We start from the raw sequence: 25,634 nt of genomic DNA, 5'->3' as shown, positions 1-25,634 counted from the left end.
TATGATTTTAGCAGATAAAATATTGGAACTGCGTAAACAAAACGGTTGGTCGCAGGAAGAATTGGCGGACAAATTGGGTGTCAGTCGCCAAGCTGTTTCCAAATGGGAAGGTGCGCAAAGTATCCCGGATATGGAACGGATAATTGCATTGAGCCGTTTGTTTGGTGTTAGTACAGATCTTCTGGTAAAAGATGAAATTGATGTTATGGGGAAGAACGTCAACGCAGATGAAAATGCCTGCCAGGAAGAATCCGGCGTTCGTATGCGGGTAATTGAGATGGAAGAAGCCTCCGCTTATATTGCTCACAGAATATCATTTGCCGCCTATGTTGCTCTAGGCGTTCTTCTTTGTATTCTGGCGGCAATCCCGTTGGTTGGCAGTGATCTTTTGCTTTCTCACACAGTAAATGCACAAGTCGGTAAAACTTTGGGCTTAGCATTCAGTGTTGCGATTATTACCGTTGCTGTAGCTATTTTTATTATTCAGAGTTTCCACGGAAAGCGTTATCAATATTTGGAAAAAGAGGACTTTGAAACGGCTTACGGCGTTGACAGTGTGCTCAAAGAACGCTTGGAACGTTTCATGCCGTCGTATGTGCTGCGGACGGTCATCGGTGTCGTTTTATGTATGGTTGCCTTTATTTTTCTTATAATTTCGGATATAGCACCGAAATTTTATCAACTTTCATCCGGCTTTTTTGTAGTTATCGCTATTGCCCTGGTGGCAGCAGCTGTCTATTTATTCGTACAGGCGAATATCGTCCGCTCGTCCTATTGCCGTTTGCTGCAACCGAAGAAAAAAACTGTCTATCCTGCAAAGATTAGCTTATTCCTCCAAGCTTACTGGCTTATAATTATCTGCATTTATTTAGCCTACAGTTTCATCACGTCCGATTGGGGAAAAAGTTGGATTGTTTGGCCGTTGGCCGCATTGACTTACGGAGTAATAGAAGTAGTGCTCAAAGCGTGGAGGCTAGGAAAGAAATAAGTGACTTTCGGAGCCGATTTTGCGGCGAATAATGTTAAGGCTGTTGCTTCTTGCATGTTGGATACGTTAAATGGTACGAGTGTTTTAGAGGGAGAAATTACCAAGGGTGCATGTCTTGAAGTAGTTTGTGAGAATGGCGTGGCTGAAGTTTGTGATAAGCATAAAGCTAATCTTAGTTGTAATAATTTTGGGCGCAAAACAGGTGGATGTGCTCACTATGTTGTGCATTGCTTGAATGGAAAAGCTGTAGTGAAGTAATACTGTTGTGGTGTTTTATGTCCGTCACTGTGACTAGTCGCACGAAATAGAGTTTGGCATATTCTAAAAATGCTTCGGAATGTTGAGCATTAAGCTTGGTGATTTTTGATCCAAGTGTAAAGGTCATTTTCATTTGCTTCGCCTGATGCAACTTTGAGAATAAAAAAGTTCCGTATTGGAGATTAAGGAATTTATGAAGGTTGGTCAGCTTCGTAATAAGTAGTAAATGGGCAGGTTAGGTCTGATTTTAATATTTTTTCTCATAATATTTGTTGATAAAAAACATGATTAATGGAGAAAGGGCGACTGAAATAGCTAAAAGAGCAGCTGGCAAATATGCTTTTGTGATAAATGCAATTATGGCAATTATTCCCATTAGGTGCATTAGTATGAATGCCATTGTTGCATTTACTTTATCTTTGATTTTCTCGTTTCTTTCATCGTTCACATTTATTTTGTAGTTGTGGTCTTTTTCCATCATCTTATAGTGCATGATTTTTACGTGTGAAAGTGAGATAATTGCAACAAAAACAACTGACAGTACAATTTCTACGGATTCGTTCAGTTTAAGAGTCAGTGCAAGAATTAGTCCGCAAATTCCTATTACATATCCTATGTACCAAAAATTCTGGGTTTTCTGTTTTTTCATTTTTTATCTTCCTCGTATATAAATATTTCTTCGATTGTTAAATCAAAGTACTTGGCAATTTTGTATGCCAATATGATTGATGGATTGTATCTTCCATTTTCCAAAGAGCCGATTGTCTGTCTTTATACTTCGAGTGCGTCGGCAAGTTCTTCTTGGGTTATGCCTTTTTCTTTTCTAATTTGTTCAAGTCTATTTTTCAAATTACATTCTCCTTCCTAATGGAAAGCTAGCTTTACATATAAGATAATTGTTTCGAGAGTAAATGTCAAGTTTGCTTTCCGTTGTATTTAATAAAGATGTGGTGTAGTACCTGCCGTGAGTTTTGCTTTGCTAATGCTGATGTAAATGTAGTGCTAATGTGTTGAAAAAATTGAATTTTTTCTTTAATAAAGCTTGTGTGTGGTTTTTTTTTAAAATAGTAATACTATTAAAGCTAAACAGACTATTATGGATTCTAATTTTAATAGGATTGTATTCTTATTAGAATTGCATATTAAGAATAAGAGGAACTTATGAAATTAATTAGACCAGATAGTAAATATATCCAAGGTTATATAGAAGCAAATGAAGAAGATGAAATTTTTAGGCCGAATGCAGAAAGACGTTTTATAAACCCCGAGACAATTATAGAGAGTTCTTATAATATTGAACATGGTATAAATTTGCCTGAAAATTATGTTAAAGCTACTACGTTTTGGCTGATAGATAATGAAAAATTTATTGGTGAAATTAATATTAGGCATGAATTAAATTCTTTTTTAATTAACTATGGTGGTCACATAGGGTACGAAATTAGACAGTCTGAATGTATGAAGGGCTATGGAACAAAAATGCTTTCTATGGCACTTGCATATTGTAAAGAGACTTTGAATCTACATAAGGTTTTGATTACGTGTGATGATGACAATATCGGCTCGATACGAGTCATAGAAAATAATGGTGGAATTTTAGAAAACAAAGTGAAAAATAGCTTATCAAGAGGAAACGTTACAACAAGAAGGTATTGGATTAATATATAGAGGAGAAGATGATGAGTGAGACGAATGTAAGGCCAGTGCTTTTCAAGCATGCTTTTTGGGGTCATGTGATTACAGAAACTGTTGCTGGCGTTTGCACGCTTATTATTGCGCTGCTTGTACAGCAGTTCGTAGGGCACCGCGTACTAGGTTGGGAAACTGTGGTCATACTCGTGCTGAGTGTTGTGGTGTTTTCCCTGTTAAGCACAGCGTATCTGCAGTGGGATAGGCATCGTAGACCAGATGACGGGTCTGGTGATTTGCTTATTGGAATCATCGATTTTGTGCTCAGGCTGCTGGTGACTTCTGGTATTGCTTCATTGCTTGTTTCCAATACTACGCTGCTAAGCATTATTATTGGTGCAGCGATTACTAGTGTGTTGCTGTTTGTTTTAGAAAAGCCTTGGCAGCCAGGTATGACGGATGCGCAATTACATGAAGCTTCAAAGAAATCGGTTGAGCTTGGCGTTCAAATGCTTGAAGAAGAGCGCGTAAAGCGCGCCGAGGCGAGAAACATAATTGCATTACAGCATGCGAGCGCAGGTAAAACAGACACTCCTAGAGGTACGTCTCTAACATTCTCCTCGTTAATCGTTGCGAATATGCTGATGGAAGCAGTATGCGATGTTGCAACATTTTTGCTTGCACTGATACTGCAATGGTGGATGCTGGGTAGTATCGTTGGCTGGCGCACGCTACTCGTCATATTCTTGGGCAATATGCTATTTTCTTGCGCGGCTGCTGCGGTTATGGTTCTGATGGGCGCATTGAAGGCTGATCAACAGAAATGCCTAACAAAAAGTTGGCCTTTCTTAGTTATTGTTGTACTGCTTCGACTGCTGATCTTCGGTGTTCTCGCTTGGCTGCTTACACCTAGCTTAGTATGGGTAAGCGTAGTCGTTGGCGTTGTGCTTACAGATATTGTTATCGTTATAAAGCATCATCCATGGAGAAGAACCGCAGTAGCAGCATAAGGTTTTGTAAGACTGTTTTCTTCTTCTTTGAGCAAAAGGTTCTACGTACGTTGAGAGTGTTGTGTAGTATTGATGTCAAAGGCTAGTATCGAAACGAGCTGAGTGTACAAGATTGATGTAAAAAAATGCACATCATTTGCACCTGGCTTTGTATGTGTATTTTACGCAGAAGGAGAGAGAGTTTATTATGGGTAACAATAGTTCGAAAGAAGAGTTAAATACTGAAATAAAAAATGCTGGAAAAGCATATTCTGAGATAGAAACATTGAATAAGGATTTAAGTAAATTTAAAACAAATCAAAATCAAATTAACATGCCTACTAGAGGTAGAGGTAAATTCAAAAATTTATATTGGTGGGTAATAGATCTAGAAAATGAAGTGGATATTTACAGGATTAAATATAACAAAATTTTTTTAATGCCATATACTTTTGGACTTACAGAAGATGATTTAAATACAAATACAAGTACGGATATAATAGATTTGAAAAATTATGAAGAAAATGATGAGTTATCTGATGAAGAAGGTAATAATTTATTTTATCGCATAAGTAAACAAAAAAATTATAAAAAAGCTAAAATACATTCTAACAATTATAACGTAGATATAACTACAGGTAATTTTCACCCACATGATGCTTTGAAGGGAGTAATAAAAGGGGAAAAAATTAAACAAATCATGCTAGTAAGAAATACCTTAAGTAAAAATCAATCTCACTACGGAGTTTTATACCCCAAGAATTGCCCTGAAGGCGAAGAAAAAAATTTCATAGTTTTAAGAGATGAAGCCAATAAATTCTACTACATTCCTAAAAAATGCATAAAACTAGTAAAAGAAAACGAAGAACTTGGAAAAACACTTATTGATTTTTTAAATTCCATAGGAGTTGAATAAATAATATTATTTAGAACTAAGAAATAGTTATCAGATGTAAATGTGATGTGCCCCCCAAAAAAAAGTTAGACTTTTGTGTTTGAAAAAATAGGGGGGTTATTTTTCATATTCGTGTATAACACGTTTTATAAGAGCTTCTTTACCAGGGCCTGGTTCAATCATTGATAAGAAATGACGGGATGAAATTGTGGTCATCAGATCAATTAGATATCTCACGCTTTCATCAGATCCAAGAATAGTATCTTCTTTACCAATATGTTTAAGGATGTAATGCTTGTAGTATTTAGCCGTACTATTAGGTTTCCAACCATTTTCTTTTAGTTCATTGTATAATTTGTCAAGATCTAAAGTAATGGTGACCTTCGTAGGTAAATTAATGTTTTCATTTTTATCCATGAATTTGTACCTCCTATTGCTGATAACATACTTCAATGTAGAAACAAAGACAACAAGTAGGTATGTAGCAGGCGCGAGTGTATGGGAAAATGATTGAGGGGTTGCTAAAATGTTGGAAGTATTAAAGCTGTAGATTTAATTTGCAATTGTATTGAAGATCGTAACAAGAATCTATCTAATTAGAAAAGTTCATAGAAACGGTTTTTGAGGTTTATTTTCTTAAGGCAGATTGTTTTATAAGACCTTGAGTGATGTGAACTCAGGTGATTTGAATGATGAATTAGAAAATGGTATTACCGAGGTTTCTGATAAGAATAGAGTAAATCTTGGGTGCATAATCTTGGGTGCAAAACAGATGGATGTGCTAACTGCGTTGTGAGCTGTTCAATGCGTATAATTATGTGATAAAAAACACTAAAATATGTATAATTATGTGATTAAATGCACCAAAGCATATGATACGCGATAAAAGATAACGCAAAATATAACAGAACAGCAGTTAAACTAAGCGTAGAAACAGCCAAGCGTTAATACGGCTGCAATATCTAATAGCGTAATACAAGATGAAAGGTGAGTAATCGTGAAAAGACTGATTATACAGATAAACTTATAGAACTTGCGCTGAAGGAGAATAATTGAGAAAGAAAGATAATCTACAAGGGAGAAGAGAGAAAGAGAAAGAAAAGCAGGAACATACTCCCACAGATGAGAAAAATCCTCTATGTTGTGAATCACATGAGCAAATATGTGAAAACCTTAACAGTGCAAATAAGGAATTGCCCAAGTATAAGGTTTTGCGGCTGAGTGCGGAAATCTTTTCCATCTTAATGATTATTGGAACTGCTTTTATGGCATCCAATAAGCTACAGCTTTTTGGATGGATCACTTATTGTTTTGCAATTCTACTTCTTGTTGGAGTTTCTCTTATTTGGGTTATTTGTGTTATTTGGCAACGCAATCTACACAGTCGTTTTCGTAGTGAAAATGTAGATTGTAACAAATCTTTTCTTAGCTATGGCAAGCAACGGTGGAAGGGTAGAATCTCGCTGATTCTTTGTTGCTTTTTTGTGTTAAGTGGTATTCTAACTGCATTCTTTGGAATAACTGCAGTACGTCTTCCAAATCAGTGGCTTTTGCAGACTTGGGCGTATGTTATATGCGCGGCAATGCCAGTTGTTTGGATGATTACGATTTCTCTTGTATGTGTCTTCTATAATCTCTATCTTATCTCACTCGTACGGAAGACAGGTATAAGAATTGTACTTCGTTGTCTACATGTTCTGCTTTGTGTGCTGGTTATCTTAGGTCTTGGATTTTTTGACGTTTTGTTTATTGTTGGCAGATATTCTGTGAAACAAAATGATAATGGTACATACACAGAGCACGTGGATGATATGTATGCTCCTTTTGAGTATTATCTTTATAAGTCTGAAGGCCCATTTTTCCTTAAGTATCTTCGACCAATGAAAGATTCAAGTGATACTGATCCAAAAATAAGTGAATCTGAGTGGTATAGCAGAATTAATCGCAATAACAGGAAAGATACAAGATTAAAAGATACAAGATTAAAGGCTGAAGAGCCAGAGAAAAATTCCGATTTGCATGATGACACTGAGCGTGATTTAGAATCAAAGAGGGAAAGAAATGCAGCGCTTAAGATATTTGATAAGTATTTTGCGGCGAAAGGCTTTGCGTTCAAGGAGAGTTATACTTCCAAGGGGGATATGTATTTTGTTCTGAGTGAAAGCCGTTCGGACATTACTTATCTGCAGTATAACAGGGACTCTCAGGATGGAAAATGTGGTCTTTATATTCTGTTTAAGGCTTCAAAATCTTCAGATGGAAGCTGGTCGCCGAGTGATGCTTGCATGCAGAACACCTATACTTATGAATATAGCACTGGGCTAATTGCAAAGAGCAGTAGGGCATATTGGTAGTAGGGTTGATTGGTAGTAGGGCAGAATTGTTGGATGCCAAAATCGAAGAGTATCTGAAGATTGTCAGATAGTGATTGTCAGATAGTAGAATCCATATTTGCGTGCTCTAGTTGCTTGTGTTTTTGGGGAACAAATCGGTTAAATAATCGTAGAAAAGTTCCCTACATTATTTGATTTCTTATGCTGTTACAGTTGGTAACTATAGTGTTTTACCTTGTTTCTTTTTCCGCTGTAAATTATTTGTTAGTTTGTAATTAGGCGGTATATAAATCAAATGTTTCAATACTAATTTGGTTTCCGTCAAGTAATTTCATAATGTGTAATAAGTAATTTGAAAGGAGTTGTGTCATGAGTAGTGTTATACCTTTGGGAGAAAAAATTAGAAAGGCTCGTCTGGAAGCTGGGTTGACGCAGGAGGAGCTTTCGGAATTATTGATGGTATCTCGTGCTGCTGTAGCAAAATGGGAAACGAATCGGGGTTTGCCGGATATCGAGAATCTGAAATTTATTGCATCTGCTCTAAGCGTGAGTGTTGATTATCTTTTGGATGAGAACAATAGCGTTGATTTTTCTATTACTAAGAAGCCTATTAATCTCAATAAATATGGTTTCGACGGTAGGTTGAGCAGTTTTAAGAAGCTGAAAATTAAAGAGCAGATTGTCTTAGATGAATATCCTGACTCAGAAATCAATATGCTAACTGTTGTTAAGACTTATAACAGTTCATCTGAGAAAATGGTTGATAATTTTGTTGGATGGTTTTCTACTCTCCTTGGAGGATTGCCATTGTTTGGCATATATGATTTCAGTAAAGCTGTTTCCACTCTTGGGGCTGATCAGTATTATTTGGTGGATAAAAAAGATAAGCAGTATTTCGTGCTTATAACCGATGAGTATATTATTAGCAGAATTATGGGAGTGGCGTTTAATAGTAAAAAATTCCGTATTGGAGATAAAGAATTTATGAAAGTTGGTAAGCTTCGTAATAAGTAGTAAATGGGTGGGTGGGTCTGGTTTTAATATTTTTTCTCATAATATTTGTTGATAAAAAACATGATTAATGGAGAAAAGGCGATCGAAATAGCTAAAAGAGTAGCTGGTAAATATGCTTTTGTGATAAATGCAATTATGGCAATTATTCCCATTAGGTGCATTAGTATGAATGCCATTGTTGCATTTACTTTATCTTTGATTTTCTCGTTTCTTTCATCGTTCACATTTATTTTGTAGTTGTGGTCTTTTTCCATCATCTTATAGTGCATGATTTTTACGTGTGAAAGTGAGATAATCGCAACAAAAACAACCGACAATGCAATTTCTACGGATTCGTTCAGTTTAAGAGTGAGTGTAAGAATTAATCCGCAAATTCCTATTACATATCCTATGTACCAAAAATTCTGGGTTTTCTGTTTTTTCATTTTTTATCTTCCTCGTAGATAAATATTTCTTCGATTGTTAAATTAAAGTACTTAGCAATTTTGTATGCCAATATGATTGATGGGTTGTATCTTCCATTTTCCAAAGAACCGACTGTTTGTCTTGATACTTCGAGTGCGTCAGCAAGTTCTTCTTGGGTTATGCCTTTTTCTTTTCTAATTCGTTCAAGTCTATTTTTCACATTACATTCTCCTTCCTAACGGAAAGCTAGCTTTACATATAGGATAATCTTTTCGAGAGTAAATGTCAAGTTTGCTTTCCATTGTTGGTTTAGGTATTTTTGTGGGATGTGAATTATACGTATTGGTAAACCTGAAGGAGTGTGAAAAGTATAGTTTGCTAGTAAATGAAGAGATTGGCATTGATAAACCTGTAGTGTGCTTGCGCTTTGACTGAGCTTGAAATTGCATAACGCATTTCAAGCTCCCTCAAAGCGTGATTTGGCTTAAGGCATAAAGTCCAGTGGACTTTATGCGCCAAATCAGCCGAACGGCTACTAATAGCCGTTCGGAATAGCACGGCTAATCCGTGCGAACGATATTCCTGATTTTTCCCATTATTTGTTTCGCGACACACCCGAAAAGCTTACCTTAAAAAAACCTGGGAAAATTCTTCAAAAACCTTGAAATGCGTATTTTTACGGTTTGATAACGATTTATATGTAAAATTTACGACAAATAGTATTAATTTAGTAAAATCACAATAAAATATTTAGAATAAACCTTAACATTGGCTGAATGTTTTAGTTGATTTTAGGCAGAGCATGTTGTATCTTTTAAGTCAGTTACCGATGAATCCCTAGTTCTCGGTTACTACGCGGGAAACCGCAAAGGCAAATTTTTCTATGCGCCCCTAACGCATAGGAGAAGAAGAAAGGAAATAAAATGATGAATAAGAAGGCTATCGCCGCTTTCGCTGCTGGCGCAACTTTGCTTGCCGGCTTCGCAATGGCAACCCCAGCATTCGCTAAGGTTCCACGTCCTGTCAGCACTGATGAAGCTAAGGATGATTCGTTTGCTCTTAAGACTTTGAAGGCAGCTTTGAAGAAGGCTTATGATGATGCTGATACTGCAGAAACTGAAAAGACGAACGCTAAGGCTGATGCAACTATTGTAGATGAAAATGGTGAGCTTTTGAACAAAGCTGATTACAAGCTTAATGATAAGGGTGAAGTTGTAAAGAAGGCTGATGATTCTAAAGATGATGCAGCTACTAAGGCAAATACCTATCGTGAAAAGCTTGCAGCATACAAGGCTGCACTTGAGGCTGTAAAGACTGCTGAGGAGGCTGTAAACGCTGCAACTCCAAAAGTTGAGCCTTCTAAGGATGCAAAGCGTGTTGCTCTTGCTAAGTTGGATGAAGCTAAGGAGAAGTTGGGTAAGGCTCAGGAAGCCAAGGATAAGGCTTTTGCTGAGGCTGATGCTGCTTACAACGCTAAGCATGAGGCTGAGAATAACTTAAAGGCGGCTCAGCGTGCTCTTAAGGATTACCAGGATGAGAATGCTAAGGATAAGGGTTCTCGTGCTTACAATGCTGAAGTTGAGAGCTTGAAGAAGGTAATCAATGAGGCTAAGGAAGCTTTGGCTGCTGCAAAGACCAAGTTTGCTGATGCAGATAAGGCTTTCAATGAGGCTGCTACTAAGTTCAATAAGGCTTTGAGCGAATATGCTGGCGCTTACAAGAATGCTCAGGATTCTAAGGCTGATGTTTCTACATACGCAACTCCAGCTTCTTTGGCTCCTCTTTCTACTGACTACAAGTATGGCACCAACTTTGTTCCATCTGCAACAGTTCAGCCAGGTAAGCCAGGTGCTGCAAAGCCAGGCAAGCCAGGTCAGGCTGCTGGCCAGGCTGGTGCCAATGGCGCTGCTGCTGGTGCTAAGACTGAGGTTGAGAACAAGAAGGACAAGGACAAGCGCGGTAACACCCACACTGGTACTGGTGTTGGCGTAACTTTGACCGCTTTGGCTGCCACCATGCTTGCTGGCATGGGTGCTGCTGTTCGCAAGGCTCGTCACTAAGCAATGCGCGCATTAGCTAATGCATAGCTGCCAGCGCTTGTAGTGTAGTAGCTTTGTAAACGCTAATGTTATACTTATGGTGGTTGTGGGTTCTCCTGCAACCACCATTTTTATAACTAATTGCAATAAATTAATCACAATTATTAGAATCGAGGCGACGCGGCCTATGTGTTTTAAAAATCGTAATTTGCAAGCTGATTCTAAAGTTAAAACTTGTAAAGATTGCATAGATGAAAAAACTTTGAACAGTATTAGTTGTTGGATAGTATCCTTTTACTTATTTTTAGTTGCTATACCAGTATCAGCGGTATTTATATTTAATGCATTTTATAAAATTAACATTTGTGGAAAAATTCCTGTTGGCTGTCTTATTAGTCGCGATTTATTTATAGCGTTCATTATCTTTTTTGTAGTGTTTTACTTTAAAACGAAAAATATTAAGTGTAAAGAAATTTATGATGATTTAAAGGTCAATAGCAATGTTATGGCGTGGAGTGCAGTATGTGTAGTTGCGTGCTTGCTTATATCTGCTTTCATTTCTTCAGATTATGTTACTAAAATTACTGTATATCTTGCCCTTCTATTAGTTACTTGTTTTATTGGTTTTCGAGCGAAATATTACAATAAAAAATATGCTTTAACTAAGATTAATATGGACTATACGAATACAATGAATAACTATTCGAAGACTAGAGAATATGAAACAGAGATAGAATTTCTTACTAAAATGACGTCTTATCTAAAGTATTATAAGGAAATGGAAACGAATTATCTTATGATGTCAGCATTCTTTGTATTTGTAACATCTGTATTGGGCAAGTTCTATTAACTCATTACAGAGTGAGTCAGCGTCGTCTGCTGTTTTATCGATGGCTATGTAGTTCTTTTATTCCCGTGTATGCATAACGTGTTGCTATGCATACACGGGAACACGTTTTACTGGCTTCAATTCTGTCTATTTAGTCTTTACTGTTATTATCTGTGCTATTCTTATCCATTCGTCGCTAGAGCCTTGTTAAGAGATTAGAGCTTTGAGTGTGTTGCTTTCGGTTTTGTTTGCTACTAGGGGCATTCAAAACCGAAAGCTTTTTGTTTGTTTTTGTTCTATTTGTTTCCATACTGCGTTTTGAGCGTTTTGAGCGTTTTGAGCGTTTTACGCGTTTTTGCGTATAGCTAAAACCTTATACGCGATTTTGCAATTCACATACGCATTTGTTATTTCGCTGCATTTGTTATTTCGCTGCATTGTTATTTAATATCCCTTGTTATCTCATTTCTTTTTTACCAAATTGTGTTATTGCAATCAAAAATACAAACACAGATATTGCAATTGCACATGGCAAAAATGGTATAAGATTAAATCCGTTTCCTAATCCTGTTGATGTAACTGCATGTAGAGAGCGGGAAACCATATATCCGCTGTAACAATAAGGATAAACTATCCAAAGTGGAGTATTTGCTATTAATACGCCAGGAATCACAAGAAGTATATTTAATCCAACGGATAACATTGACTTTTCAAAAAGCACAGTAATCGCCCACATGACTATTACGCTTGGAATCATAGTCAAAAACAGATCTAAACACCATTTTAGTAGATACATAATTGGTAGCGTTTCTGTAACTCCCGTGCTACTGGTTGCAAACAATCCTGCTATAACGAATACAGCAAAAAATACGACCATTTCCATAAGCAAATAAAATAGCAGTACGCAAAATTTTGCAGCAGAAATCGCGTATCTGCTAACAGGCAGTGCCAGCATTTTTAGTATTCCATTATTGCTTGTTTCTCGTCCTGCAATCATCACGCAAACAACAATCATACTAAGCGGAAGCAGATAATATGAGTAGACTAATGCGCTTTGAATAAACATAGCAGCCCATGCGTGTGTATATTCTGGAGTGAAGTAGCTATGAAGGCTTGCTACACCAGATCCAACCACAAGTAATGGCGCAATAAAAATCAAAGGAATAATTTTACTACGCTTTACTTTCTTAAATTCGATTCTAAGAAGTTCAAAAAATCTCATTTTCATAATCTCCTTATTCATAGTTATATAGTGCAAGTTTTTACTTATAGTGCGTGTTTTTATTCATAGTGCAGGTTCTTAGCCGCCCACAATCCAGAACATAAAAACAGAAGTGTTTCAACTATGGATACGATTACGACCGTAGTATTAGGTTGCGCGCTCATGGCAACTGCTGGTTTTAGCATAACTATAAAAGGTGATGCCATAAAAAGCACAATGTCTGACGAAGCCAATGCCATGCCGCTTAAAAATCCTGCTACACCAATTCCAAGCGTTACCCACATGTTTTCAAATCGTGATGATACAAAAATCATAAAGGACAATACAGGCATTGACGTAATAAATGAATATGCAGCAAAAGATATAAGAGTACTTACATTAAACGTACCTTGTGGCAAATCTGTTACACCGATTTTTGCAAGTGCTAAATTTTGTATGCAAATAGCGATTAGTAATAGAACAGTCAGCAGTATAAATTTGCATAGGTACATAGCAGGAACGCTCATAGGCAGCATATGCATCTTTTTTACTGCATTTCCCTTAAATTCCATGTTGTAGATAATGCATGCTGCGACTATTATGCCGAACATGTTTAACACCATAATCATGCCGTAAAGCTGTGTAAGAAGAATATCCATAGGAGCTAAAGGCAGGTTTAATAATGTATTTTTTCGTACAATAAAATTCACAAAAGCGTACGCTGCTCCCATAACGCCAATAGCAATCATAAGAGCTATAAAGCCAGTTCTCTTGCATTTTTTTAGTTCGATTACAAGCGTTTTCATAGTCTTGCACTCTGCTTCCTGATCTTATTGTCTTCATCAATCATGGATAGGAACATATCTTCCAAATTGTCGGAAGCAAAACCAGATTGTAATGCATGCTGTCGTAGTTCATCTAAACTACCTTCAAATAACAAGTGTCCGTGATTAAGTATTCCAATATCATCTGCAATAAGCTCAATTTCGGATAGCATATGAGAAGAAATAAGAATCGTGCAATCGTAAAGATCTGGCAGCGACTTAATCAGATTTCTGATTTCGTGTATGCCAGATGGATCGAGTCCATTTGTTGGCTCATCTAAAATCAAAATAGGTGGTCTACCAAGCAATGCTCCAGCAAGACCAAGCCTTTGCTTCATGCCAAGCGAATATTTTTTTGCAAGACGGTCTGCAAACTCAGAAAGACCTACTAATTCTAATGCGTCATCAACTGCACTCTTAGGTAGTTCTAAAATGCGACGTATAATGTCAAGATTTTCTCTACCTGTTAGATTTGCATAGAAAGATGGTGATTCAATAAATGAGCCTATTTCTTTCAAAATAGGTATGCGGTCGGCAGGAAACTGCTTTCCGTCGATTGTAAATACACCTTTTGTTGGAGCCGTAAGCCCTAGGAGCATTTTCATTGTTGTAGATTTTCCAGCTCCATTTGGCCCAAGAAAGCCGTAAATGCTACCTTTGCGAATATGAAGTGAAACATCATTAACAGCAATAAATGACTTATATTTTTTTGTTAAATGTTCTGTTGTAACAATATTGTTCATGGCAATATCTCCTTTCGGGATTTATGATATTGCGTCAACCTTTCTACAACATTCTCTTCACCTTACATTTACCTTACATTTTTATGCGAGGTCAAAAAATGAATATTCACATGGCATAATATATGTTAGGGGGTTCTCCATGAATCGGAATGATTATTTATTGAACAAGCATCTGCTACTTGTTGATGATGAGCAGGAACTTCTAGATATGGTTGTATCCATATTAAACGAATACGGTTTTTATAATATAACGACTGCAAAAAATATAAAAGATGCAGTAGAGGCAACACAAAAATTACGTCCAGAATTAGCAATCCTTGATGTTATGCTCCCCGACGGTAATGGGTTTGAGTTAATGAAGCAGATAAAACAATATAGTGATTGTCCTATTTTATTCCTTACTGCTTGCGGTGAAGATGAAGATAAGTTTAAGGGATTTGACTTAGGAGCAGACGATTATATTGTAAAGCCGTTTCTCCCAAAAGAGCTAACGTTTCGCATTATGGCAATTTTAAGACGAAGCTACAAGAGCGAAAATCCCATTGTTAAACTGAAAAATAGTCAGATTGATTTTTCTTCTGCCCAAGTAATAAAAAATAACGAACATATTCCACTTACAGCCAAAGAATATGATTTACTTTCTGCACTTTATAGAAATGCTGGATGCATTGTAACAATTGACGCGTTATGTGAAGCTGCATGGGGAGCTAATCCTTTTGGATATGAAAATTCTTTAATGGCACATATACGTCGTATCAGAGAAAAAATAGAACTCAATCCATCGCAACCTGTTTCTTTAATAACAGTTAAAGGCTTAGGATATAAGCTGATTGTGGAGTAAAGCAGAATGAAAAGCATACCAAAACTAATACAACGATTTATAAGTATTTTTCTACTAAGCTCTGTGCTTATAGTATTAATGAATATTATTGCGTTTATTGTACTTATAGGAAATTACGCTCCCGATAAAGAGATGTCTCCTTATAGCATAGCCAAAGAGACGGGAGAAGCATTACAATTATCCGCAAGTGGAGATTATGCATTATCAAAAAATATGTCTTCCAAATTGACAAATTCTGGCGCATGGGCAATTCTGATTGATAATAATACGTTGAAAGTCGTGTGGAAAACAGAAAATGTTCCTGCGGGTATTCCAAACGACTATACTTTGTCTGATATAGCTAATTTGAGCGTTGGTTACATTAATGGTTATCCAACTTACACTGGCAAAAATAAGGATGGAGTTGTAGTAGTCGGATTTCCGCACAACAGCTTTTGGAAACATACGCGACCAAGTTGGAACTACAGTTTAATCTCAAATTTTCCGCAGATTGTTTTAAGCGTATTATTTATCAACATTTTGCTGATTCTTGGAATTTATTTAATAGCTAATATAAAACTACTAAAATCAATTAATCCGATTACAAAAGGGATACAACGTTTATCTAGTGGAGAAAGCGTGCATATTCCAGAAACAGGAGCACTTTCAGAAATTTCATCTAACATAAATTCTGCTTCCGATATTTTGCAAATACAAAAAGAACAATTGAGAAAAAGAGAGACTGCAAGAGCAAATTGGATAGCTGGGGTTTCGCATGATATTCGTACGCCGTTATCTATGGTTATGGGATATGCGGGACAGTTAGAAAATTCTCTACATATTTCGCAAGAAGATCGTAAAAAAGCGACGATGATTATTAAACAAAGTGCCAGAATGAAGAATTTGATTAATGACCTTAATCTGGCTTCAAAACTTGAATACAATATGCAACCAATTATGAAAAAAGAAGAAAATGTTGTTGCTGTTGTTAGGCAAGTTGTTGTGGATTTTATGAATATGGGTATGCAAGATGAGTTTTCGATTAAATGGGAAACGGACGCAGAATTGACTGTTTGCAATATTAATGTAGATAAAGATTTATTAAAACGAGCAATATCTAATCTTATTCAGAACAGCATATCTCATAATGAAAATGGGTGTACGATTTATGTATCCGTTGCTGCAAATAATAATAATTGTATTATTTGTGTTGAAGATAACGGTATAGGTGTTTCAGATGAAAAAATCGAAAAGCTTAATCATGCACCGCACTATATGATTTGCGATACAAGTACTGCAGAGCAACGGCATGGTTTGGGTTTGCTGATTGTTCAGCAGATTATTGGCGCTCATAATGGAACAGTTGATATAAGTAGAAGCAAATACGGTGGGTTTAAGGTTGAGTTAACAGTTCCGAATAAAAAATATTTATAACGCATTTGCGATGATGTTTATAAAATTGTGCTTATAAAATTATTCCTTAAAAATGATGCCTAATAATCATATCCGTTAACTGTATAAGTATTATCTTTGTTTTGGCTTTTGATTAAATACTTCTAAGCGCAAATCTTAAAAAATGGCGTATTTCTGCGCGTGTTGAGAATGTATCTATAGTTGTATAATATACTATGTATTGTTTATTTATTCAATATTATTTATTCAATATATGACCGTGGGAGGTCGCTATGACTAATAAGAAGCGTATTGTATTGGCGTATTCGGGTGGCCTCGATACATCTGTAGCAATTCCGTACCTTAAAGAGCAAACAGGCCAAGACGTTGTAGCTGTTTCGCTAAACGTTGGTCAAGGTGGAGAAGCGCTAGAAGTGATTAAAAACCGCGCTTTAGCATGCGGTGCTGTTGAATCGTATGTAGTTGATGCTCGCGAAGAATTTGCAGATAACTATTGCATGCTCGCATTAAAAGCAAACGCACTTTACGAAGACGTGTATCCTTTAGTTTCCGCGCTTTCTAGGCCGCTTATTACTCGTCACTTGGTTCACGCAGCGCACGAATTTGACGCCGATACAATCGCCCACGGTTGCACGGGTAAAGGAAACGATCAAGTTCGTTTTGAAGTTGCAATTCAATCTTTGGACCCAGATTTAAAGGCAATTAGCCCAATTCGTGATTTGTCGCTTACTAGAGATGTGGAAATCGCTTTTGCAAACGAGCACAAGCTTCCGATTACTCAAAGCAAGAAAAGCCCGTATTCCATAGACCAAAACGTTTGGGGAAGGGCTATTGAAACAGGCTTTTTGGAAGATCCGTGGAACGCTCCAACCGAAGAATGCTACTCTTACACAAAGAATCCTTTGGAAGCCACAACTCCAGACGAAGTTACAATCACGTTTGAAAAAGGCGTGCCAGTTGCAATTGACGGCCACAGCGTAACTGCGCTTCAAGCAATCGAAGAGATGAACAAGAGGGCAGGCGCTCAAGGAATCGGCAGAATCGACATTATTGAGGATCGTTTAGTTGGCATTAAATCTCGCGAATTGTACGAAGTTCCAGGCGCGCAAGCTTTGATTACGGCTCATCAAGAGCTTGAAAATTGCTGCTTGGAGCGAGAACAGCACAGGCTTAAGCGTGATCTCGATAAAAAGTGGGCGGAATTTGTGTACGACGGCCAGTGGTTCTCGCCAGTTGTGCGTTCTTTGAACGCGTTTATAAACGAAACGCAAGAGCATGTTTCTGGCGATATTCGCATGACTTTGTACGCAGGAAAGGCTGTTGTAACAGGCAGAAAGTCGAATGAGTCTTTGTACGACTTTAACTTAGCTACTTACGATTCTTCCGATACCTTCGACCAGCGCGCTTCCAACGGATTTATTGAAATCTACGGATTGTCTAGCAAGGTTGCAGCAGCTAGAGATATGCGCGTTGCAAAGAACAACTAAGAACAACTAAAAAGAGGAAAGCGAAAGAAGAATAACTATGCACGATGCGAATACCGATGCAAATGCCGATGCAAATTCCAACACAAATCATCCAATAGCCTTGTGGGGCGGCCGCTTTAGCTCGGGGCCTTCTGCAGAACTCGCAAAGCTTAGCAAGTCAACGCAATTTGATTGGCGGTTAGCGGATGACGATATTGCAGGCTCTCGCGCGCACGCACACGCATTGCATCGTGCAAGTTTATTAACAAATCAAGAATATGCAGATCTTTGCAAAGCGCTAGACGAGTTGCAAAAACGCGTAGATAATGGCACTTTTGTGCCGATTGAAGAAGACGAGGACGAAGCAACAGCATTAGAGCGCGGTCTGCTTGAGATTGCAGGAAGCGAACTAGGCGGAAAACTTAGGGCTGGCCGCTCTAGAAACGACCAAATCGCAGCTTTAATACGCATGTTTTTGCGTGAGTCAGCTCGCGCGTTAGCTGCACTCGTGCTAGATGTTTGCAATGCTTTAGTCGCTCAATCTTTAGAAGCAAAAGACGCTGTAATGCCTGGGCGAACTCATATGCAACACGCTCAGCCTATTTTGCTTGCACACCAGCTAATGGCCCATGTTTGGCCGCTTTTGCGAGACGTAAATCGCCTTGTGGACTGGGATTTGCGCGCAAACGAAAGTCCATACGGAGCAGGCGCTTTGGCTGGCAACACTCTTGGCTTAGACCCCGAAGAAGTTGCTAAAGAACTTGGTTTTTCCGCTGTTTGTGCAAACTCGATTGATGCTACAGCAAGCCGAGATGTTGTTGCGGAGTTTGCGTTTATTGCATCTATGATTGGCGTTGATATTTCTCGCTTAAGCGAAGAGATTATTATATGGAATACTCAAGAGTTTGCGTTTGTGACTTTAGACGATGCTTACTCAACGGGCTCTTCGATTATGCCTCAAAAGAAGAATCCAGATATTGCGGAGCTTGCTAGAGGTAAAGCTGGACGATTAATCGGAGATTTAACTGGATTAATGGCCACTCTTAAAGGTCTTCCAACCGCTTATGCGCGCGATTTGCAAGAAGATAAAGAAGCAGTTTTTGACCAAATAGACACTCTAGAAGTTTTGCTTCCAGCGTTTGCAGGAATGGTTAGAACAATGCGATTTAACACGCCTCGCTTGCTTGAGCAGTCTGCAACTGGTTTTGCTCTTGCTACCGACATTGCAGAATGGCTTGTAAAACAAGGCGTTCCTTTCCGCAATGCGCATACGTTATCGGGATTATGCGTAAAACGTGCCGAAAGTCTTAAATGCGATTTAAGCGATTTGAGTAATGACGATTATGCAACGATTTTAGACGGCATTATTGATGCAAATAAAATACCAGATCTTAGACTTGTTCTTTCTAGCTATGGCTCTGTTTCTTCTAGATGCGGCAAAGGCGGAACAGCTTTTGTGCGCGTAAAAGAGCAAATTAATCAAGCTCAGCTTGCGATTAGCGAGTACAAGAAATTCGCTGAATCTGTAAGCGACGGAACAGCTTATAAGAGTGTCTCCATGTGCTGCCAAAATTGAAAGGCTTGTAGCGCGCAAATGCGCCCGATATTTTCGGTAATTTTTGCAATAATAAGGAGATATAAATGGCTCAGGTGAGGAATTACAAAGAGGCTGGATTTGCTTCTTTGTTTGAAGAGCTAAAGTGGCGTGGATTGATTTCTCAATCTACAGACGAACAGCAACTTGCTCAAGCACTTGACGGAGAACCATTAACTTATTATTGCGGCTACGATCCTACTGCTGCATCGCTTCATATTGGCAATCTTGTTCAGCTTATTAACATGCGTCATTTGCAAGCTGCAGGCCATCATCCTATTGCTTTGGTTGGCGGTGCTACGGGCTTGATTGGAGATCCGCGTCAAAGCGGAGAGCGCACGCTTAATTCCAAAGATATTGTTGCTGGCTGGGCGGAGCGTTTGCGCAAGCAAATTGGCCGCATCTTGCCTCTTGATGGAGAGAATCCTGTTCGTTTTGTAAGCAACTACGACTGGGTTTCTAAAATGTCTGCTATCGACTTTTTGCGCGATGTTGGCAAGAACTTTAGAGTTGGCACAATGCTTTCTAAAGATATTGTTGCTCGCCGCTTAAACTCCGACGAAGGTATTTCGTTTGCAGAGTTTAGCTACCAAGTTTTGCAAGGAAACGACTTCTTGTATTTGTTTGATAATTACAACGTTACTTTGCAACTTGGTGGATCTGACCAGTGGGGCAATTTGACTTCTGGCATGGATTTGATTCGTAAGGTTCGCGGAGCTTCTGTGCATGTGTTTACAAGCCCGATTATTACGGATAATCAAGGTCGTAAGTTTGGCAAGTCGGAGGGTAACGCAATGTGGCTCGATCCTACAATGCTTAGCCCTTATCGCTTCTATCAATTCTGGTTTAATCAGCCAGACGATGAAGTTGTTAAGCTTCTTAAAGCTTTTACGTTCTTGCCTAAGAGCGAGATTGAGCGTTTGGAAAAGCAAATTCAAGAAGACCCAGGAAGTCGTGAAGCTCAGCGTGTGCTTGCTTGGGAAGTTACAAGCTTTGTTCACGGAGAAGACGTTACGAATCAGGCGATTGCTGCTTCTGGAGCGCTTTTTGGTAAGGGTGATTTAGACGCTATTGACGAGCAAACTCTTGAAGCTGCTTTGGATGGTGTTAAAGTTAAAGCACAAGATGGCACTTTGGAATTTGCTAAAGCGCATGTTGCAGATCGTGTTGTTGAAGCCGCTGTTGCTGCTGGATTGTTCCGAACTATTTCCGAGGCTCGTAGAGCTATTGAAGCTGGAGGATTGTACGTTAACAATAATCGCGTAGAAAGCGTTGATGACGTTTTGAGCGATAGCTCATTCTTGCACGGTCGTTTTGCTTTGATTCGTAGAGGCAAGAAGGCTATTGGTGCAGTTGAGCGCGCGTAGTTTTTAAGTGCGCTTGATTTGTTTTTAGCATTAGATTTTAGTATAATTTTATATTTTTAGACTTTGAAAGGTATGCCAATAATGGGCGAAGAACGCGGATCGCGTAGTGGTAAGTCGTTTGGTAATCGTGGCCATTTTAGCCGTCAAAATGGCGGTAAGAACGGGGAACATCGCGGAGGATTCCACAAAGGTGGGTTCCATAAAGGTGAGGAAAATCACGGCGGTTTCCACAAGGACGGTTTCCACAAGGATGGATTCCACAAGAGTGGCTTTAAGAAGAACGGTTTTAAGAAGAACGCGGATCGCAAGTTTGATGGCGATAGTGAGCGCAGGTTTGAGCGCGATAATCGCAAGTTTGACAGAAAAGATAATCGCGAAGATAGGTATAATCGCGAAGATAAGCGCAATCGCGATAATCGATACAATCATAGCGATTACAATAAGCGCGCGAATCGTGGTTTTGAGTCTGATTCAAAAGAATCAGGAAATCCGAGATACAAGAAGTTTGATCGCGATAATCGCACAGAACGTGGCGAGCGCAGGTTTGATCGCGATGGTGAGCGCAGGTTTAACCGCGATAATAATGACAATCGCGGCGGATTACACAAGAGTGGATTTAAGAAGAACGATTCTAGAAAGCGCGATTCGAAGTCGTCTTTCCGCTTTGAAAATGGCCCTCGTAGAAACTCGGATGGAACTGTTTCTTACCCATCTCAAAACCCGTATACAGATAGGCGCCCGGGCGAGCCAAAAATGCCTAAGGGCTTAGAATATTCAATGCTTTCTAAGGAGTCTCGCGAGCGTTTGCGCGGTCTTTCTAAGGAGCATTCCGAAAACATTGGCTTGCATATTCTCGCTGCATACGCTTTGCAAGACGAAGATCCAGAGCTTGCTTTAGAACACGCAAAGTGGGCCGCAAAGCAGGCATCTCGCATTGATTTTTCGCGCGAAACGCTAGGATTTATTGCATACCGCCAAGGCGATTATAAGCTTGCTGCGCGCGAGTTTAGAACGGCTATGCGAATGAATGGTTACACGGATTACCTTCCATTTATTGCAGATTGCGAGCGCGGTATGGGCAACCTCGATAAAGCGCTGGAAATTTGCATGTCGGACGAAGCTAAAAGCGTTAGCGGCGAAGTTAAGGCAGAAATGTTCCTTGTGTATGCAGGCGTTTTGGCGGATACAAACCATGCAGATAAGGCGATTGAGCTTGTTCACGCAATGGGCAGGTCTAAGGGCTTGCCTGGCGAGTATAGAATGCGCGCTGTGCAAGCGGAGCAGTACTTCCTTGAGGAGGCTGGGCGAAGCGATGAGGCGATTGAGCTTGATTCTTTGCTGGATCGCTTAGAAGAGCAATATGCAGATATTGAAGACGAAGAAAATCCAGAAGATGTTGTGATTGACTACGATTTGGAACATCTTAATGATGCGATTATGGACGAAGTTGGCATTAGTGAAGATGATGCGCAATTTGCTCCAGATGATGATTCGGATGACTCGGACGATTCGGACGATGATTCAGATGATTATTCAGACAATTCAGACGAAGATTCACAAATCGCAGATAATACTGAAACTGTAGAGATGAATGCAGTTAAGCCTAAAGAGGAATAGTACAAGTCATATTCTCTAAGCCCAGCTTCTGTATTGTAAAAGTATAGTAAGCTGGGCATTTTCTACTTTGGTATTTTTAAAATCATGTGGGGATATTCTATGCAACTTGATGAACGAGCGAATTTTTCAAATAGTAAATCTGCGTTAAGCAAGGATTTTCGCTTAGCTTTGCTTGACTTAGATGGCGTAGTGTATAGAGGCGGAAAATCCGTTGAATACGCTGCTGAATCAATTGAAAATGCTCAAAAAAATGGCATGTTTATTGAATACACAACTAATAATTCTTCTCGTTTTCAAGAAGTTGTAGCAAGTCAGCTAGAAAGTTTTGGCTTAAAAGTAGAGCCGTGGCAAATAATAACGTCTTCGCTTGTAGCTGCTCGAATGGTTGCTAGATATGTTCCAAGCGGTTCAAACGTTTTAGTTCTAGGCGCAGATCACCTTGTGCAAGAGGTTAAGCGTGCTGGTCTTAATCCTGTAAAGTCTTGTAAAGACAATCCGCAAGCTGTAATTCAAGGCTGGTATCCGCAAATGACTTGGCAAGAAATGGCACAAGTCGCTTTTGCTGTAGAGCGCGGAGCTAAGTATTTTGTTACTAATCGCGATTTAACAATTCCGCGTGAGTTTGGTATAGCTCCTGGATGCGGTTCCATGATTCAAGCTGTAGTAAATGCCACTGGAGTAGAGCCTATTGCGTCTGCAGGAAAGCCTGAGTGCGCAATGTATGACGAAGCGCGATTGCTGGTTGCTGCAAACGCAAAGCACAATGATGAAGATGTTAAAGAATATTCACAAAAAGACGAATTTGGAAATCCGCTAATAAGCATTGAGCGCTCGCTGGCTGTAGGAGACAGATTAGATACAGACATTGAAGCAGGTACCAGAGGAGGGTATAAGTCGCTTCTTGTTCTTACGGGCGTTACAAATCCGCGCATGTTGCTTGAAGCTCCAAAACACTTGCGACCAAGCTTTGTTTCTAAAGATTTAAGAGGACTAAACGAGGTGCATGTTGCTCCAAAGCGCGTTGACGATTCTACGTTTGTATGCGGCGATTCTAGAGCGCAAATCGTTAGTAACTCTATTGAAGTAAATAATCCTAATGATTGCAACGCTTTGCGAGCTGCTTGTGCGCTTGCTTGGAGCTTAATAGACAGTGGAAAATCGCTTGAAGATTACATTCTTCCAGAGTTTTCTTTGTGATTCTATGACTTTGCGATTTGTAACTTGTGACTTTGTTGCTTGCGACTTACGACTTTAGACTTTAAGCGAGGTTTTTAATGCTAGACGAAGATGATTTAGCTCAGCGCTTAGACTGCGCGCTTGTAAATCGTAGTTTAGTAAAAAGTAGAACTACATCTCAACGCTTAATCAAGTCTGGAGTAGTAAAAGTAGATAATCGCATTGTTAAAAAATCGTCATTTTTAGTAAAAGAATCGCAAAAAATAAGCCTTGACGAATCAAAGGAAGAAAATTCTTGCGTTAAATACGTTTCTAGGGGAGCGCTAAAACTCGAAGGCGCATTCCGCTTATTTGAGAATTTGGGCTTAAAAGTTGATTCAAATACTAAAGCATTAGATATTGGCGCTTCCACTGGCGGTTTTTGCGATTATTTGTTGCAAAATGGCGTCAATAGCGTTATAGCTTTAGACGTTGGGCACGGTCAATTGCACCCAAAAATCGCAAGCAATCCGCGCGTTATTGAAATGAGTGGCGTAAATATTAGAGATGTTTACGCTCAAGATTTGCCATACAAGCCGAATCTTATAGTCTCCGACGTCTCTTTTATATCTCTTAGCTTTGTTATTCCAGTAATTGCACGTATTGCGCAAAATAACGCGAATATTGTTCTTCTTGTAAAACCGCAATTTGAAGTTGGCAAGGGAAATCTTGGCAAGCGCGGAATTGTAACAGATAAAAATCTAAGACTTAAAGCCTTAGAAAATATTAAAGAATGCGCTAAAAACAATTGTTTAAGCGTTATTGCAACTCATGAATCTCCTATAGAGGGAACTCACGGAAACGTTGAATATCTTCTTTATGCGCAATATGTAGTGCAACAATTACAATAACTATTAATGTTTGTAAAGCTGCGATTAGGCTACGATTAATCTGTAAATAAGCTACGATTAATCTACAAATAGCTACAAAGGGGGCGCTATGCAAGAACGTTTAGAAGGGAATTGTACTTCTCGCAATGCTCTTGTGGTTACGCATGCGCGTCTTGATAGCAACAGTGCTGTTGTAAATCAAGTTACTACTCAACTTAAAAATGCTGGTTTTAATGTTAGCGTGTTTCATAGTGCTGCAGTGTCGGATTTTGCTCAAAAAATCGCTCAAGTGGTAGATAAAAATACAGAAATTGTTGTTGTGCTAGGTGGGGATGGCACAATGCTTCAGGCTGCAGAATTGGTGCATTGCACTCCTGTTCCAATAATTGGAATAAACCTTGGGCATGTTGGTTTTTTGGCGGAATTTGAGAGCTTCCAGATAGATGAAGCTGTGCGCAGAATTGCGCAAAAAGACTATTTCTTAGAGCATAGAATGGAAGCTCATGTAGACGTTTGGCTTCCTGGAGCCAGCGAGCCTTTAAGTGATTGGGCGCTTAACGATATTACTTTAGATAGGGCAGATCGCGGGCGAATGGTGGAGCTTTCGATTCGCGTTGACAATGTTGAAATGTCGTCTTTTGGATGCGATGGCGTGATTGTTTCTACGCCTACTGGTTCTACTGCGTACGCGTTTTCGGCAGGCGGCCCGATTATGTGGCCAAACGTTGAGGCTTTGCAACTGGTTCCTTTGGCTGCGCACGCACTATTTTCTAGGCCGCTAATAATTGGAGCAGGATCTACTTTTACGATTGATATTTTGCAAGAATCATCTTCTGGTGGGTGGATTTGCTGCGATGGAAGGCGTCAAAGAGCTTTGCCGCAAGGTTCTAGGATTCAAATTAGGCAATCTAAAGATGAGTTGCTTTTAGCGCGACTTTCTGGAGTTCCGTTTACACAAAGATTAGTCACAAAGTTTGATTTGCCAGTTGTTGGATGGCGTGAAAATCGCCGAAAAGTGGACGCTAGACCTAAGATTTATGAAGCAAATCTTCATAATGAAACCGATAGAAATTATGAAGATGGTGTAGGCGTAAAAAACGCGGACTGTAACGCGGATTGTAACGCGGATTATCCAATCGTCCCTAATAATCTAAACCTATAGGGG

Annotated in this window: 25 protein-coding genes and 2 pseudogenes; 19 read left to right on the top strand and 8 right to left on the bottom strand. The window is 39.0% G+C overall.

Annotated elements, in window-relative coordinates; genetic code table 11:
- The first annotated feature begins 1 nt into the window (after position 1).
- Both HXT36_RS02950 and HXT36_RS02945 read left to right on the top strand, forming a co-directional pair.
- Positions 2–988, top strand: coding sequence for a helix-turn-helix domain-containing protein (locus HXT36_RS02950; RefSeq protein WP_421779206.1), 987 nt, complete (start codon positions 2–4; stop codon positions 986–988).
- 24 nt (positions 989–1,012) lie between these two features.
- Positions 1,013–1,246 (top strand): annotated as a pseudogene (locus tag HXT36_RS02945) (hypothetical protein); the annotation flags it as partial.
- Positions 1,247–1,493: 247 nt separating this feature from the next.
- On the opposite strand, the gene HXT36_RS02940 reads toward HXT36_RS02945, so the two are convergent.
- Together HXT36_RS02940 and HXT36_RS02935 are read right to left on the bottom strand one after the other, a co-directional pair.
- A complete protein-coding gene (locus HXT36_RS02940; protein WP_115757652.1) occupies positions 1,494–1,895 on the bottom strand; it encodes a DUF2178 domain-containing protein in 402 nt (133 codons plus the stop codon).
- Positions 1,892–2,095 (bottom strand): annotated as a pseudogene (locus HXT36_RS02935) (helix-turn-helix transcriptional regulator). The gene HXT36_RS02940 and the pseudogene HXT36_RS02935 overlap by 4 nt, the downstream one beginning before the upstream one ends.
- A gap of 312 nt (positions 2,096–2,407) precedes the next feature.
- On the opposite strand from HXT36_RS02935, the gene HXT36_RS02930 reads away from it, so the two are divergent.
- The 3 genes from HXT36_RS02930 to HXT36_RS02920 all read left to right on the top strand — a co-directional run bounded on the left by HXT36_RS02930 (position 2,408) and on the right by HXT36_RS02920 (position 4,780).
- A complete protein-coding gene (locus tag HXT36_RS02930) occupies positions 2,408–2,914 on the top strand; it encodes a GNAT family N-acetyltransferase (RefSeq protein ID WP_119529255.1) in 507 nt (168 codons plus the stop codon).
- An 11-nt stretch (positions 2,915–2,925) separates the two neighbouring features.
- Positions 2,926–3,885, top strand: a complete 960-nt coding sequence (locus tag HXT36_RS02925) for a hypothetical protein (RefSeq protein WP_421779205.1) — start codon at positions 2,926–2,928, stop codon at positions 3,883–3,885.
- A gap of 187 nt (positions 3,886–4,072) precedes the next feature.
- The gene (locus HXT36_RS02920; protein ID WP_032815751.1) at positions 4,073–4,780 is read left to right on the top strand and encodes a hypothetical protein; all 708 of its coding nucleotides are present in this window, start codon (positions 4,073–4,075) and stop codon (positions 4,778–4,780) included.
- A 96-nt stretch (positions 4,781–4,876) separates the two neighbouring features.
- Here the strand turns inward: HXT36_RS02920 and HXT36_RS02915 are convergent, their stop codons facing one another.
- Positions 4,877–5,176 (bottom strand): hypothetical protein, encoded by a 300-nt coding sequence (locus HXT36_RS02915; protein ID WP_016842135.1) that lies wholly within the window; start codon positions 5,174–5,176, stop codon positions 4,877–4,879.
- 244 nt (positions 5,177–5,420) lie between these two features.
- Here HXT36_RS02915 and HXT36_RS02910 point away from each other — a divergent pair, with 244 nt between their 5' ends.
- The 3 genes from HXT36_RS02910 (at position 5,421) to HXT36_RS02900 (ending at position 8,106) form a co-directional block, all read left to right on the top strand.
- Positions 5,421–5,555, top strand: a complete 135-nt coding sequence (locus HXT36_RS02910) for a hypothetical protein (RefSeq protein ID WP_275895744.1) — start codon at positions 5,421–5,423, stop codon at positions 5,553–5,555.
- Positions 5,556–5,811: 256 nt separating this feature from the next.
- The gene (locus HXT36_RS02905; RefSeq protein WP_421779204.1) at positions 5,812–7,113 is read left to right on the top strand and encodes a YcxB family protein; all 1,302 of its coding nucleotides are present in this window, start codon (positions 5,812–5,814) and stop codon (positions 7,111–7,113) included.
- Between the two features lie 348 nt (positions 7,114–7,461).
- On the top strand, positions 7,462–8,106 hold the full coding sequence (locus HXT36_RS02900) for a helix-turn-helix domain-containing protein (RefSeq protein WP_421779203.1): 645 nt from the start codon (positions 7,462–7,464) through the stop codon (positions 8,104–8,106).
- A 23-nt stretch (positions 8,107–8,129) separates the two neighbouring features.
- On the opposite strand, the gene HXT36_RS02895 is transcribed toward HXT36_RS02900, so the two are convergent.
- Together HXT36_RS02895 and HXT36_RS02890 are read right to left on the bottom strand one after the other, a co-directional pair.
- Entirely contained in the window at positions 8,130–8,531 is a 402-nt protein-coding gene (locus HXT36_RS02895) for a DUF2178 domain-containing protein (RefSeq protein WP_421779202.1), read from the bottom strand.
- The gene (locus tag HXT36_RS02890) at positions 8,528–8,731 is read right to left on the bottom strand and encodes a helix-turn-helix transcriptional regulator (RefSeq protein ID WP_020757285.1); all 204 of its coding nucleotides are present in this window, start codon (positions 8,729–8,731) and stop codon (positions 8,528–8,530) included. The genes HXT36_RS02895 and HXT36_RS02890 overlap by 4 nt, the downstream gene beginning before the upstream one ends.
- A gap of 703 nt (positions 8,732–9,434) precedes the next feature.
- Here HXT36_RS02890 and HXT36_RS02885 point away from each other — a divergent pair.
- Both HXT36_RS02885 and HXT36_RS02880 read left to right on the top strand, forming a co-directional pair.
- Entirely contained in the window at positions 9,435–10,571 is a 1,137-nt protein-coding gene (locus tag HXT36_RS02885) for a hypothetical protein (protein ID WP_421779201.1), read from the top strand.
- Between the two features lie 76 nt (positions 10,572–10,647).
- Positions 10,648–11,400: a permease gene (locus HXT36_RS02880; RefSeq protein ID WP_421779200.1), complete on the top strand. Its 753-nt coding sequence runs from the start codon at positions 10,648–10,650 to the stop codon at positions 11,398–11,400.
- A 436-nt stretch (positions 11,401–11,836) separates the two neighbouring features.
- Here HXT36_RS02880 and HXT36_RS02875 read toward each other — a convergent pair whose 3' ends face one another.
- The 3 genes from HXT36_RS02875 to HXT36_RS02865 are packed head-to-tail and all read right to left on the bottom strand — an operon-like array spanning position 11,837 to position 14,147.
- Positions 11,837–12,601: an ABC transporter permease gene (locus tag HXT36_RS02875; RefSeq protein WP_032816711.1), complete on the bottom strand. Its 765-nt coding sequence runs from the start codon at positions 12,599–12,601 to the stop codon at positions 11,837–11,839.
- A 59-nt stretch (positions 12,602–12,660) separates the two neighbouring features.
- On the bottom strand, positions 12,661–13,386 hold the full coding sequence (locus HXT36_RS02870) for an ABC transporter permease (RefSeq protein WP_004132069.1): 726 nt from the start codon (positions 13,384–13,386) through the stop codon (positions 12,661–12,663).
- Positions 13,383–14,147, bottom strand: coding sequence for an ABC transporter ATP-binding protein (locus HXT36_RS02865; RefSeq protein WP_004129738.1), 765 nt, complete (start codon positions 14,145–14,147; stop codon positions 13,383–13,385). Before HXT36_RS02865 ends, HXT36_RS02870 begins: the two co-directional genes overlap by 4 nt.
- A gap of 139 nt (positions 14,148–14,286) precedes the next feature.
- On the opposite strand from HXT36_RS02865, the gene HXT36_RS02860 reads away from it, so the two are divergent.
- The 9 genes from HXT36_RS02860 to HXT36_RS02820 all read left to right on the top strand — a co-directional run bounded on the left by HXT36_RS02860 (position 14,287) and on the right by HXT36_RS02820 (position 25,631).
- Positions 14,287–14,988 (top strand): response regulator transcription factor, encoded by a 702-nt coding sequence (locus HXT36_RS02860; RefSeq protein ID WP_421779199.1) that lies wholly within the window; start codon positions 14,287–14,289, stop codon positions 14,986–14,988.
- A 6-nt stretch (positions 14,989–14,994) separates the two neighbouring features.
- The gene (locus HXT36_RS02855) at positions 14,995–16,401 is read left to right on the top strand and encodes a sensor histidine kinase (RefSeq protein ID WP_421779198.1); all 1,407 of its coding nucleotides are present in this window, start codon (positions 14,995–14,997) and stop codon (positions 16,399–16,401) included.
- 251 nt (positions 16,402–16,652) lie between these two features.
- Positions 16,653–17,867 carry an argininosuccinate synthase gene (locus HXT36_RS02850; protein ID WP_248899075.1) on the top strand — a complete coding sequence of 405 codons (1,215 nt, stop codon included), beginning with the start codon at positions 16,653–16,655 and terminating at the stop codon, positions 17,865–17,867.
- A 37-nt stretch (positions 17,868–17,904) separates the two neighbouring features.
- On the top strand, positions 17,905–19,422 hold the full coding sequence (gene argH, locus HXT36_RS02845; RefSeq protein WP_421779196.1) for an argininosuccinate lyase: 1,518 nt from the start codon (positions 17,905–17,907) through the stop codon (positions 19,420–19,422).
- 65 nt (positions 19,423–19,487) lie between these two features.
- Positions 19,488–20,807, top strand: a complete 1,320-nt coding sequence (gene tyrS, locus HXT36_RS02840; protein WP_020973689.1) for a tyrosine--tRNA ligase — start codon at positions 19,488–19,490, stop codon at positions 20,805–20,807.
- Between the two features lie 81 nt (positions 20,808–20,888).
- Positions 20,889–22,424, top strand: coding sequence for a hypothetical protein (locus tag HXT36_RS02835; protein ID WP_421779195.1), 1,536 nt, complete (start codon positions 20,889–20,891; stop codon positions 22,422–22,424).
- 99 nt (positions 22,425–22,523) lie between these two features.
- A complete protein-coding gene (locus tag HXT36_RS02830; RefSeq protein ID WP_032816718.1) occupies positions 22,524–23,621 on the top strand; it encodes an HAD-IIA family hydrolase in 1,098 nt (365 codons plus the stop codon).
- Positions 23,622–23,698: 77 nt separating this feature from the next.
- Positions 23,699–24,490: a TlyA family RNA methyltransferase gene (locus tag HXT36_RS02825; protein ID WP_421779194.1), complete on the top strand. Its 792-nt coding sequence runs from the start codon at positions 23,699–23,701 to the stop codon at positions 24,488–24,490.
- Positions 24,491–24,578: 88 nt separating this feature from the next.
- Complete coding sequence (locus HXT36_RS02820; RefSeq protein ID WP_119529267.1) at positions 24,579–25,631, top strand: NAD kinase; 1,053 nt, start codon at positions 24,579–24,581, stop codon at positions 25,629–25,631.
- The last annotated feature ends 3 nt before the right edge of the window (positions 25,632–25,634 follow it).

Source organism: Gardnerella sp. DNF01144, assembly GCF_049244245.1.
Taxonomy (GTDB): domain Bacteria; phylum Actinomycetota; class Actinomycetes; order Actinomycetales; family Bifidobacteriaceae; genus Bifidobacterium; species Bifidobacterium piotii.
This window is presented reverse-complemented; position numbering and strand designations above follow the sequence as displayed.